We start from the raw sequence: 11589 nt of genomic DNA, 5'->3' as shown, positions 1-11589 counted from the left end.
TGCCCACCTACGAGACCTACTTTGTCGCAGCTTCCTTCATATACGCGCGCCAGCCGCCATACGCCGTGATGTCGCGCGCATCGCCCAGCACTTCGGGCTCGACGAGAAACCCTTTTACGCTGCGTCCGTCCGCCAGCCGCACCGTGCCAATCGCCATCGGCGAAGGAATCGCATTGACGAACTTGCCGAAGGCAGACGGCGACAGCGACCAGAGCTCCAGCTCGATGGCGGCGCCCTTGCCGGCTTCCACGCGCAGCATGCCGGGCTTCGGCGGCGTGGTCTTGAGCGCGTAGAGCTTGTAGTCGGGCGCGGTTCTTGTCGCCTCGATCAGCTTTGCATCCAGCGCCTTCAATTCGCCGTTGAGCACCATGCCGGACAGATGTGCGCCGACGACCGCGATGGGGATCTCGTCGCTGCTGCTTGGCGGCAGCGGCGACAGCGGAGCTTGCGCCGTGCCCTTCGCGCCGAGGCTCAACTCGGTATCGGCATGGAAAACGCGGCCGATGCTCGCGAGCAGCGCGTCATGTCCTGCGGGCGCGAGCAGCGTGATGCCGAACGGAATGCCGTCGGCGCGCATCGATGCCGGCACGGCGAGGCCGCAGAGGTCGAGCAGATTGACGAAATTGGTGTAGGTGCCGAGCCGGCTGTTGAGCTCGATCGGATTGGCCAGCACCTGCGCGGTCGTATAGGCCGTCGGCGCGGTCGGCAGCACCAGCGCGTCGATATTGGCAAACGTGCGCTCGGCGATCTTGCGCAGGCCCTGCAGGCGATAGAGCGCCGAGAACGTGTCCGCAGCGGTGAGCCGTGCGCCGGCCGCGGTGATCTCGCGCGTCACGGGATGGATCGTATCCGGCGCGGACGCCAGCAGATCCTTGATCACGAGATAACGCTCGGCGACCCAGGGGCCCTCGTAGAGCAGCCGCGCCGTCTCGTAGAACGGCTCGAGATCGAACTCGACGAGCTTCGCTCCAAGCGCAGTCCAGCGCTTCAGCGCATCGGCGTAGGCGGCTTCCGCCTTCTTGTCGCCGAAGAAGATCAGCTGTCCGTTGCGCGGCACGCCGAGGCGCAAGCCTGCCGGGAACGGCGTGAGCGCGCCCAGCGGCCGGTCGCGCGAGAACGGATCGGCCGGGTCGGGACCTGCCATCACGGAGAGCGCGAGTGCGGCGTCGTCGACCGTCAGCGCGAATACCGAGATGCAATCGAGCGTACGGCAGGCCGGCACGAGGCCCGCGTTCGAGATCATGCCGAGGCTCGGCTTCAGACCCACGATGTTGTTGAGCATCGCCGGCACGCGGCCCGAGCCGGCGGTGTCCGTCCCCAGCGACAGCGGCACGAGCCCCGCGCCGACCGCCACAGCGGAGCCCGAACTGGAGCCGCCGGGAATGAGATCCTCGCGGATCGAATTCTTGGGAACACCATAGGGCGATCGCACGCCGACGAGGCCGGTCGCGAACTGGTCGAGATTGGTCTTGCCGATGATGATGGCGCCGGCTGCGCGCAGCCGCGCCACAGCGGTCGAGTCATGCGTCGGCGTCGTGGAGAAGGCCGGGCAGGCCGCCGTGGTCGGAAAGCCCAGCGCGTCGATATTGTCCTTCACCGCAACGGGCACGCCGTAGAGCGGCAGGCTGGCGGCGTCCTTCGTAGCAAGCTTCTCGGCCTCGGCGATCGCATCCTTCTCGTCGCGCAGGCTGATGAAGATGGCGGGATCATTGTGGTCGCGGATGCGCTGATAGGTCCGCGCGATCGTCTCTGCCGGCGTCAGCGTGCCCGCGCGATGCGCGGCCACAATCGCGGCGATCGTTTCAGGCTGCTCAGCCCCCATTTCAGCCCTCATGGCGATAAAACTCCGGCAACTGCTTCACCCGGAGTGAAGCAAGCGATGTGCCATTGTGTACATTATCCGGGCAGGAATGCTGCTGCGGATATTATCGTGCAATCAGAGGCTTGGGCGGAATTTCGACAGGTCGATGGGTGCTCGCGCCGGCGCCCTGTGACGGGCACCTGCTCAAATCATAGGCAGTCGAGATCAGGTGAAGCCGGCGAGGATCCGAAGTAGCTGCGCCCGGTTTTCCTTGCCGATCTTCTCTTCGACATGCCGCTCGTGCTCGGCCGCAAGCCGCTTGAATTTCGCCAGCGCCGTCTCGCCCTGGGGCGTGAGATGCAGGGCATGCGAGCGCCGGTCCGCTTTCGATTTGACCCGCTTCACGAGCTTGCGCTGTTCGAGGCTGTCGAGCAGATGCACCAGCCGGGCGCGCTCGATGCCGAGGCGTTTTGCCACCGCCATCTGCGACAGGCCCGGATTGGCGCCGATCACCGTCAGCACCGAATATTGCGTCGGCCGGATGTCGACATTGCCGAGCGTTCTGATGAAGTCCTGAAAGATCCAGATCTGGAAGCGTCGCACCGCATAGCCGGCGTGCCCGACCAGTGCGTCGAGGCCGATATCGTCGGCCATATCCCGAGGCGCCGCGCCGTTGCCGGCGCGCTTGCGTGCGGAAGTCTGGGCTGCGGTGGCTGTCAAATCGCGTCTCCTGCCGGACCTATTGTAGCGTCTCTGTCGCTCGGGCGAAAGATTGTTGTTGACGACAACAATTGTCATGCCCAACATTATGGCCAAAGCAGCCCGGAACGAGGCTGCGGCCGATCCGGGATCCGGGCGGAGGAGGAAATCATGACAACCGCCGCACGCGGCGATGCCGCAAGCCTGTTTGCAACGCCACGGACGGTCGCAGAGCATCGCGCCGACGGCAGCATCGTGCTGCGCTCGCCCGATCCATTGCGCGATGGCGCGCGCTGCGTCGGTGACTGGCTGGAGCAATGGGCGCGGCAAACGCCGGATGCGATCTTCCTTGCCGAGCGCGGCGATGTCGACAGGCCCTGGACCACCGTCAACTATGCGCAGGCGCTGCGCCAGGTGCGTGCGGCGGCGTCCTGGATCTTGGCGCAGGGTCTGAGCGCCGAACGCCCCCTCGCGATCATCTCCGACAACAGCATCGACCACGCGCTGCTCGCGCTTGCCGCACAGCATGTCGGCGTGCCCTCGGCCGCGATTTCGCCGGCCTATTCGTTGATGTCGAAAGATTTCGACAAGCTCAAGAGCATGATCGCGCTGCTCGAGCCGGGCGCGATCTATGTCTCCGCCACGAAACCATTTGCGCCAGCGCTCGCCGCGATCAAGCCGCTGCACAAGGCGCAGATCATCAGCGGGAACGCTGACGATGTCGATGCGCTCGCGTTCCACACCATCGCCGCGACGCCCGAAACGCCCGACGTCGCAACGGCGTTCGCCGCGGTGACGCCGGATACGATCGCAAAACTCCTGTTCACCTCGGGGTCGACAGGTACGCCCAAAGCCGTCATCAACACCCAGCGCATGCTGACCTCGAGCCAGCAGGCCAAGGCGCAGACTTGGACGTTTCTGGAGCAGGGTGGTGGCGATCTCGTCATTCTCGACTGGTTGCCCTGGAGCCACACTTTCGGCGCCAACCACAATTTCAATCTCGTGCTGCGCAATGGCGGCTCGCTCTATATCGACGGCGGCAAGCCGGCGCCCGGGTTGTTTGCGACGTCGCTGGCCAATTTGAAAAGCGTGATGCCGACGGTCTATTTCAACGTGCCGCGCGGCTTCGACATGCTGATCGCGGCACTGCGCGGCGACCAGGAGCTGCGCCGCCGCTTCTTCAGCGAGGTGAAGTTCGCCTTCTATGCCGGCGCGGCGCTGCCGCAGAATCTCTGGGATGCGCTCGAAGACCTCTCAATCAGGACCGTCGGCCGCGCGATGCCGATGGTTTCGGCCTGGGGCTCGACCGAGACGTCGCCGCTCGCGGCCGACTGCCATTTCCTCGCGGAGCGCTCCGGCAATATCGGTGTCCCCATTCCCGGCACCGAGCTGAAGCTCGTCCCTTCCGGCGACAAGCTTGAGGTGCGGGTGCGCGGTCCCAACGTCACGCCGGGCTATTGGAAGGCGCCGGAGCTGACGAAGCAGGCCTTTGATGAAGAGGGTTTTTATCTCATCGGCGATGCCGTGAAGCTCGCCGATCACGCGCGGCCGGAGCGCGGTCTGTTCTTCGACGGCCGCGTCGCCGAGGATTTCAAGCTCAATTCCGGCACATGGGTCAGCGTCGGCACGCTGCGCGTCGCCGGCATCGCCGCGCTGGCGCCGCTGGCGCAGGACATCGTCGTCGCAGGCCATGGCGGCGACGAGGTGCGCTTCCTGGTGATCCCGAACATCGCGGCTTGCCGCGCCCATGCCGGCTTGGGCGAGACGGCCGATGTGAACGAGGTGCTCGCCCACGACAAGGTCAGGATCGTCATCGCGCAGGGACTGGCGAAACTGAAGCAGCAGGGCCCCAACTCCTCCGGCCACGCCACGCGCGCGCTGCTTCTCGCCGAGCCGCCGTCGGTCGATGGCGGCGAGATCACCGACAAGGGCTACATCAACCAGCGCGCCGTGCTGACGCGCCGCGCCGATGCGGTGGCGCGGTTGAACGATGATGCGTCGGGCGAGTGGATCGGGCTGTAGCTGGCCGCGATCTTCCCCTCTCCCAAGGGGAGAAGGAAGCAAGCGAGACGTCCCCGCCCAATACGCCAGTCCCCCTGCCGCAATATATTGCTGATTCTTTTGTTGCCTAAGCAACTAATTTATGCGAACCGTTCCAGAGAGCGATGACGGCGGGAAAACCGCCGCGTCTGATCCTGGAGGAAACGATGCTCGGCCCGAACGGTGCCGTCCGCAAACGGCGGCGCATGCCTGGATGTGACGGAGGGCGATGCCTGAAGCGCGCCCCGTCAGGTCTCAGTGCCGCCGGTGACTGCGCCGAGATTTTCGTGCAGCCGGCGGAGCAGGCCGATCAGCACCTCGCGCTCGTCCTTGTTGAGGCAGGACAACAGCCGCCGCTCGCGTTCGAGCGCGGCGGCGATCACCTTGTCATGGGTGGCGCGGCCCCTCGCCGTCAGGGAAATCGAATGGGTGCGGCCGTCGTTTGGGTCGGTGCGGATCGAGATCAGCCCGCGCTTCTCGAGGCCCGCCAGCGTCCGGCTCACTGGACCCTTGTCGAAGCCGATGACGTGACAGATGCGCGAGGCCGGAATGCCGGGCTCGATCGCCAGGAGCGACATGACCCGCCATTCCGTGACGTTGACGCCGAACTCCCGCTGATAGAACGCAGTCGCGCTGTTCGAGAGCTTGTTGGCGATGAAGGTGACGAAGGCCGGGACGTAACGCTCGAGATCGAGCGTCGGTCCCGCCTCTGCGGGCGCAGGCTTGTGGCGGGGTCTGGTCGAAGGCGCAGGCATGTCGGCGTTCTGTCTCGCGGTGAGGCCACCGACCTAAAGGCATGCGCCGCGCTTTCACAAGATCAAAATGAGAGAGGTCTCCCATGACCGCATCCGGCACCCCTGCATCGACAGGCTCTGCGGCCGTCCCGCATCTCGACGTCGATCCCTTCGACATGAATTTTTTCGCCGACCCGTATCCGACGCATCAGCGGCTGCGGGAGGCCGGTCCAGTGGTCTATCTCGACAAGTGGAACGTCTATGGCGTGGCGCGCTATGCCGAGGTCCATGCGGTGCTGAACGATCCCGCGACCTTCTGTTCCAGCCGCGGCGTCGGCCTGTCCGACTTCAAGAAGGAGACGCCGTGGCGGCCGCCGAGCCTGATCCTTGAGGCCGATCCGCCCGCGCACACCCGCACCCGCGCCGTGCTGTCAAAGGTGCTGTCGCCGACCGTGATGAAGCAGGTGCGCGATCGCTTTGCGGCCGCGGCGGAGGAGCGGGTGGATGCGCTGCTGGACAAGCGCAGCTTCGACGCGATCACCGATCTCGCCGAGGCCTATCCGCTCTCGATCTTTCCGGATGCGCTGGGCTTGAAGGCGGAGGGGCGCGAGCATCTGATCCCCTATGCGAGCGTCGTGTTCAACGCGTTCGGCCCGCCCAACCAGTTGCGCCAGGAGGCGATCGCGCGCTCGGCGCCGCACCAGGCCTATGTCGCCGAGCAATGCCAGCGCGACAACCTCGCACCCGGTGGCTTCGGTGCCTGTATCCACGCCCGCGTCGATGACGGCGAGATCACCGCGACCGAGGCCCCGCTGCTGGTGCGCTCGCTGCTGTCCGCCGGTCTCGACACCACCGTCAACGGCATTGGTGCGGCGGTCTATTGCCTTGCGCGCTTCCCCGACCAGTGGCAGCGCCTGCGCGCTGATCTGACGCTGGCGCGCAACGCCTTCGAGGAGGCCGTGCGGTTCGAAAGTCCGGTGCAGACTTTCTTCCGCACCACCACGCGGGAGGTCGAGCTATCAGGCGCGACGATCGGCGAGGGCGAGAAAGTGCTGATGTTTCTGGCCGCCGCCAATCGCGATCCCAGACGCTGGGACGAGCCTGATAGCTACGACATCACCCGCCGCACCTCCGGTCATGTCGGCTTCGGCTCGGGCATCCACATGTGCGTCGGCCAGCTCGTTGCCCGCCTCGAAGGCGAGGTGATGCTGACGGCGCTGGCCCGGCGCATCGCGAAGATCGAGATCACGGGCGAGCCGAGGCGCCGCTTCAACAACACGTTGCGCGGGCTCGATAGCCTGCCCGTCACGATCACCCCGGCCTGACCAGGAGCTTTGATGCCCGCCATCACTTTCATCCATCCCGATGGCAAGTCCGAGCGCGTCGAGACCGCGGACGGCGAGAGCGCCATGCAGACCGCGACCCGACACGGTCTCGACGGCATTCTGGCCGAGTGCGGCGGCAACGCCATGTGCGCGACCTGCCACGTCTATGTCGACGATGCCTGGCTCGCGCGGCTTCCCGCCGCGGCTGACGACGAGGACGCGCTGCTCGACGGCACTGCGAGCGAGCGGCTGCCCAACAGCCGGTTGTCCTGCCAGATCAAGATCACGCCGGAGCTCGACGGGCTCGTGGTGAAGCTGCCGGAACGGCAGGTCTGAGTCTCGACGCGCCGGCAACGTCCGGCGCGGCAAACCATCAAACAGGGGAGGGAAGAATGAAACATCTGAAATGGACGCTTGCGCTGGCCGCCAGCCTGGTGACCGGCGCGGCGACCGCCGAGATCTCGGACAATGTCGTGCGCGTCGGCGTGCTCAACGACATCTCCGGCATCTTCCAGGACACCAACGGCATGGGCTCGGTGGAAGCCGCGCGCATGGCCGCGGAGGATTTCAACGGCGGCGGCAAGAACATCAAGGTCGAGATCGTCTATGCCGACCACCAGAACAAGGCCGATGTCGGCAACGCCATTGCGCGCAAATGGCTCGACGTCGAGGGCGTCGATGCCATCGTCGACGTGCCGAACTCAGCGGTTGGTCTTTCCATCAACACGCTGCTGCGCGACAGCCGCATGACGTTCCTGGCCTCTTCGACCGCAAGCTCGGATCTCACCGGCAAGGCCTGCTCGCCCAACACCATTCAGTGGGTCAACGACACCTGGGCCACCGGCAACACCACGGCGGCCGCGATGATCTCGCGCGGCGGCAAGGACTGGTATTTCCTCACGGTCGACTACGCGCTCGGCAAGGGCATCGAGGCTGAGGCGCAGAAATACATCGAGGGACACGGCGGCAAGGTGCTGGGTTCGTCCAAGCATCCGCTCGGCACTTCCGATTTCGCCTCGTTCCTGTTGCAAGCGCAGGGGTCGAAGGCCCAGGTGATCGGCCTTGCCAATGCCGGCGGTGACACCATCAACGCCGTGAAGCAGGCTGCCGAGTTCGGCATCCAGCAGAACGGACAGAAGCTTGTCGCCTTCCTGCTCTTCATCAACGACGTTCACGGCATGGGCATCAAGGTCGCGCAGGGCCTCCAGCTCATGGAAGCCTTCTACTGGGACATGAACGATGACACCCGCGCGTTCGCCAAACGTTTCGCCGCGCGGCCGGGCATGAACGGCAAGATGCCGAGCGGCAACCAGGCCGGCGTCTATGCCTCGACGCTCGCTTATCTCAACGCGGTCGCCGCGACCGGCAGCGACAACGCCAAGGACGCTGTGCCCGAGATGAAGAAGTTCAGAGGCAAGGACAAATTGTTCGGCGACACCACCATCCGTCAGGACGGCCGCGTCGTGCATCCGATGTACCTGTTCGAGGTGAAGAAGCCGGAGGAATCGAAATATCCGTACGATTATTACAAGCTGGTCTCGACGATTCCGGCGGACCAGGCGTTCCGCCCGCTGGCTGAAGGCGGGTGCGAGCTGGTGAAGTAGCTGTCGCGGCGAGCGCCGCTGCACCCTCTCCCCCTGTGGGAGAGGGTGGCTTCGCAAAGCGAAGCCGGGTGAGGGGTTCTCTCCTCGCGGGTACTCTCGTGAGCGGAGAGAGACCCCTCATCCGGCGCTTCGCGCCACCTTCTCCCACAAGGGGAGAAGGGAAGAAGACGCTACACCACCTTACTGCTTCCTTGCGTGATTAGCCGCGCTGCGCGCTGGTCCCGCGCGTAGATCCAGAGCCAGCTCAGCGCGACACTGAGGCGGTGGCGCAGGCCGATCAGGAAGTAGATGTGGGCGATACCCCAGATCCACCATGCGATGGTGCCGCGCAGCTTGATGCGGCCGAAGTCGATCACCGCAAGCCGCTTGCCGATTTGCGCGAGGCTGCCGGAGTGCTTATAGCGGAATGGGCCAGTCGGCTCTCCGCGCAGCCGCGCCTTGATCGTTTCGGCGACGTGACGGCCCTGCTGCTTGGCGGCCGGTGCGATGCCGGGCACCGGCTTGCCCTCCCAGGCATTGATCAAGACGGTGTCGCCGATCGCAAAGATCTCGGGATGATCAGGGATGCTCAGATCGTCCTTGACCTGCACGCGGCCAGCACGATCGGCCGGCGCGTCCAGCCATTCTGCGGCGGGTGAGGCGCGCACGCCGGCCGCCCAGATTCGGGTCTTTGCCTCGAGCAGCTTGCCGCCGAACACCACGCCCTCGCGATTGATCTCGGTGACGGCCTGTCCCAGCACGACCTCGACGCCGATCTTCTCCAGCGAGGCCTGCGCGTAGGCTGAGAGATCGTCGGCGAAGCCCGCGAGCACGCGCGGCCCCGCTTCGATCAGCACCACGCGGGCCTTGGTCGTGTCGATGTTGCGGAAATCGCCGGGCAAGGTGTGACGCGCCATCTCGGCGATGGTGCCGGCGAGCTCGACCCCGGTGGGGCCGGCGCCGACGATGACGAAGGTCAGCCGCGCCGCGCGCTTTTCCGGATCGGTCTCGCGCTCGGCGCGCTCGAACGCCACCAGGATGTGGCGGCGCAGCGTGGTGCCGTCCTCCAGCGTCTTCAGGCCCGGCGCGAACTGCTCCCATTCGTCGTGGCCGAAATAGGCGTGGCGCGCGCCGGTGGCGAGCACCAGCGTGTCGTAAGGCACCTCGCTGCCGTCGTCGATCAGCACGCGGCGCCTTGCGGCGTCGACGCCGCTGACCGTCGCGAACAGCGTCGTCACCTCGGGCCGGTCGCGCATCAGATGACGGATCGGCCAGGCGATCTCGCTGGTGGCGAGCGAGGCGGTCGCGACCTGGTAGAGCAGCGGCTGGAACAGATGATGGTTGCGGCGGTCGATCAGCGTGATCTCGACCGGCGCACCCGCAAGCCGGTAGGTCGTCTCCAGCCCGCCGAAGCCGGCGCCGACGATGACGACGCGATGCGGTGTCGTGGTCATGATGTGCCCTCGAATCTCGCTGCTCCACACCCCCATTTAAGTGCGGATTGGACGCCGCGGTCCAATAGCTGTCATCAATCGCCGCATAGGCCGGATGTATCGATCGGGCGCGAAAAAGCGCCGCAGGCTCGGATCAGGCCTTGGCCGAAGTATGTAGAATTATATTTCTTGCCATCGCCGATTGGGGCGAAATATGGTGCAGCAGCGGCCGCTGAGCCATTGGCGGCGCGACAGATTTTGCGTTCAATAGAGACAGGCCCGGGGCGGCGATCACCCCGTTTTCCGGGACCGATAATAAGGAGGGGAGTGGTTATGAGGACGGCATTCTGGCTGGCGGGCGCAGCGGCGCTGGTGCTGGCGAGCCCGGCTTTCGCCGGCGACACCATCAAGATCGGTTTCGTTTCGACCTTCAGCGGCCCGACCGCCGTGATCGGCAACGATATGCGCAACTCCTTCGAGCTCGCGCTGGATCACATGGGCCGCAAGATGGACGGCAAGCCGGTCGAGGTCATCTACGAGGATGACGGGCAGAAGCCCGATGTCGGCAAGCAGAAGACCGAGAAGCTGGTGCAGTCGGACAAGGTCGATTTCATCGTCGGCTACATCTGGTCGAACGTGCTGCTGGCCTCGCTGAAGACCGCGGTCGACTCGCAGACCTTCCTGATCTCGGCCAACGCCGGCCCGTCGCAGCTCGCCGGCGAGCTGTGCTCGCCTTACGTGTTCTCGACCTCATGGCAGAACGACCAGACGCCGCAGGCTATGGGCCTCTACATGAACCAGAAGGGCGTCAAGAGCGTGTTCCTGATCGGGCCGAACTACGCGGCCGGCAAGGACATGCTCGCGGGCCTGAAGAACACGTTCAAGGGCGAGATCAAGGGCGAGGAATACACGGTGTGGCCGAGCCAGCTCGATTTCTCCGCCGAGCTCTCCAAGGCGCGCGCCTCGGGCGCGGAGTCGATCTTCGTGTTCTATCCGGGCGCAGCCGGCGTGCAGTTCCTCAACCAATATGCGCAGGCCGGCCTGAAGAGCACGATGCCGCTCTACACCGCCTTCACGGTGGACGAGCTGTCGCTGCCGCTACAGAAGGAGAACGCGCTCGGGGTGCCAGGCGCGCAGGAATGGGTCAACGACCTCCCCAACGAGCAGAACAAGCGCTTCGTCGCCGACTATCGCAAGAAGTACACCGGTCTGCGCCCGACCTATTACGGCGCGCAATCCTATGACGCCGCCCAGCTCATCAACAGCGCGGTGGTCGCGGTGAAGGGCGACACCAGCAAGAAGGATGCGATGAAGGCCGAGATGGAGAAGGCCAACTTCAAATCGCTGCGCGGCGCGTTCAAATACGGCAAGAACCACATCCCGGTGCAGAGCTTCTATCTCCAGGACGTCGTGAAGGACGCCGAAGGCCAGCTCTCGCTGAAGACGGTCGCGACCATCGTGGAGAACGACCAGGATCGTTTCCACGACAAGTGCAAGATGAAGTAGCTACAAGCGACGTTGCCCCTTCTCCCCTTGTGGGAGAAGGTGGCGCGAAGCGCCGGATGAGGGGTATCTCTCCGCAAAGCAATTTCCATCGAGTTCGCCGAGAGATACCCCTCACCCGTCTCGCCGCTGTCGCGGCGAGCCACCCTCTCCCACAGGGGGCCTGTTGCGTAATCCGCCAGTTGTGATTCCCTAGGGCAAAGCCTTGGAGGTATCGATGGCGGTGAAGCGGACAGGACAGCCGAGCTTTGTGGAAGCGCTGATGCCGAAGGGCGCCGGCGCCAATGCGGCGCTGGATCGGTTGGCTGGCCTGGTCAAGTGGTACCGGTTCGAGAAGCTGATCGGCCATTTGCGGGATGAAGGGAGCCCCGGTCGTCCAGGCTATCCGGTGCTTGTGCTGTTTCGCGCGGTGCTGCTGCAGTCGCTCTACGGTCTTTCGGAGCGCGAACTGGAGGAGGCGCTGGGCGACCG

The 11589-nt window shown here is 65.2% G+C and carries 10 protein-coding genes; 6 read left to right on the top strand and 4 right to left on the bottom strand.

Features of this window, described 5'->3' with window-relative positions; genetic code table 11:
- Positions 1-16: 16 nt before the first annotated feature.
- A complete protein-coding gene (gene atzF, locus GA0061098_RS27915; RefSeq protein WP_091964218.1) occupies positions 17-1822 on the bottom strand; it encodes an allophanate hydrolase in 1806 nt (601 codons plus the stop codon).
- Between the two features lie 204 nt (positions 1823-2026).
- A complete protein-coding gene (locus GA0061098_RS27910) occupies positions 2027-2521 on the bottom strand; it encodes a MarR family winged helix-turn-helix transcriptional regulator (RefSeq protein WP_091964558.1) in 495 nt (164 codons plus the stop codon).
- Between the two features lie 150 nt (positions 2522-2671).
- Here GA0061098_RS27910 and GA0061098_RS27905 point away from each other — a divergent pair, with 150 nt between their 5' ends.
- On the top strand, positions 2672-4522 hold the full coding sequence (locus tag GA0061098_RS27905; protein WP_091964215.1) for a feruloyl-CoA synthase: 1851 nt from the start codon (positions 2672-2674) through the stop codon (positions 4520-4522).
- A gap of 266 nt (positions 4523-4788) precedes the next feature.
- On the opposite strand, the gene GA0061098_RS27900 is transcribed toward GA0061098_RS27905, so the two are convergent.
- Positions 4789-5295, bottom strand: coding sequence for a MarR family winged helix-turn-helix transcriptional regulator (locus tag GA0061098_RS27900; RefSeq protein WP_018316859.1), 507 nt, complete (start codon positions 5293-5295; stop codon positions 4789-4791).
- A gap of 83 nt (positions 5296-5378) precedes the next feature.
- On the opposite strand from GA0061098_RS27900, the gene GA0061098_RS27895 reads away from it, so the two are divergent.
- From GA0061098_RS27895 to GA0061098_RS27885, 3 genes are read left to right on the top strand one after another with little or no spacing between them, the layout of a single operon-like run.
- Complete coding sequence (locus tag GA0061098_RS27895) at positions 5379-6599, top strand: cytochrome P450 (protein WP_091964212.1); 1221 nt, start codon at positions 5379-5381, stop codon at positions 6597-6599.
- 12 nt (positions 6600-6611) lie between these two features.
- Positions 6612-6935 (top strand): 2Fe-2S iron-sulfur cluster-binding protein, encoded by a 324-nt coding sequence (locus GA0061098_RS27890; protein WP_091964209.1) that lies wholly within the window; start codon positions 6612-6614, stop codon positions 6933-6935.
- A gap of 56 nt (positions 6936-6991) precedes the next feature.
- On the top strand, positions 6992-8203 hold the full coding sequence (locus tag GA0061098_RS27885; protein ID WP_091964206.1) for an ABC transporter substrate-binding protein: 1212 nt from the start codon (positions 6992-6994) through the stop codon (positions 8201-8203).
- A 170-nt stretch (positions 8204-8373) separates the two neighbouring features.
- Here GA0061098_RS27885 and GA0061098_RS27880 read toward each other — a convergent pair whose 3' ends face one another.
- A complete protein-coding gene (locus GA0061098_RS27880) occupies positions 8374-9636 on the bottom strand; it encodes an NAD(P)/FAD-dependent oxidoreductase (RefSeq protein ID WP_165637647.1) in 1263 nt (420 codons plus the stop codon).
- 312 nt (positions 9637-9948) lie between these two features.
- On the opposite strand from GA0061098_RS27880, the gene GA0061098_RS27875 reads away from it, so the two are divergent.
- Both GA0061098_RS27875 and GA0061098_RS27870 read left to right on the top strand, forming a co-directional pair.
- Complete coding sequence (locus tag GA0061098_RS27875) at positions 9949-11121, top strand: ABC transporter substrate-binding protein (RefSeq protein WP_091964200.1); 1173 nt, start codon at positions 9949-9951, stop codon at positions 11119-11121.
- A gap of 214 nt (positions 11122-11335) precedes the next feature.
- Positions 11336-11589 (top strand): transposase (locus tag GA0061098_RS27870; protein WP_129590977.1); only part of this gene is annotated, 254 nt, incomplete at its 3' end.

The sequence above is a fragment of the Bradyrhizobium shewense genome (genome assembly GCF_900094605.1).
Taxonomy (GTDB): domain Bacteria; phylum Pseudomonadota; class Alphaproteobacteria; order Rhizobiales; family Xanthobacteraceae; genus Bradyrhizobium; species Bradyrhizobium shewense.
This window is presented reverse-complemented; position numbering and strand designations above follow the sequence as displayed.

Bases quoted from the DNA above. Each gene is read 5' to 3' on its own strand.
- GA0061098_RS27900 (WP_018316859.1), bottom strand. From the start codon at position 5,295: ATGCCTGCGCCTTCGACCAGACCCCGCCACAAGCCTGCGCCCGCAGAG.
- atzF (WP_091964218.1), bottom strand. From the start codon at position 1,822: ATGGGGGCTGAGCAGCCTGAAACGATCGCCGCGATTGTGGCCGCGCAT.
- GA0061098_RS27890 (WP_091964209.1), top strand. From the start codon at position 6,612: ATGCCCGCCATCACTTTCATCCATCCCGATGGCAAGTCCGAGCGCGTC.
- GA0061098_RS27895 (WP_091964212.1), top strand. From the start codon at position 5,379: ATGACCGCATCCGGCACCCCTGCATCGACAGGCTCTGCGGCCGTCCCG.
- GA0061098_RS27880 (WP_165637647.1), bottom strand. From the start codon at position 9,636: ATGACCACGACACCGCATCGCGTCGTCATCGTCGGCGCCGGCTTCGGC.
- GA0061098_RS27885 (WP_091964206.1), top strand. From the start codon at position 6,992: ATGAAACATCTGAAATGGACGCTTGCGCTGGCCGCCAGCCTGGTGACC.
- GA0061098_RS27875 (WP_091964200.1), top strand. From the start codon at position 9,949: ATGAGGACGGCATTCTGGCTGGCGGGCGCAGCGGCGCTGGTGCTGGCG.
- GA0061098_RS27905 (WP_091964215.1), top strand. From the start codon at position 2,672: ATGACAACCGCCGCACGCGGCGATGCCGCAAGCCTGTTTGCAACGCCA.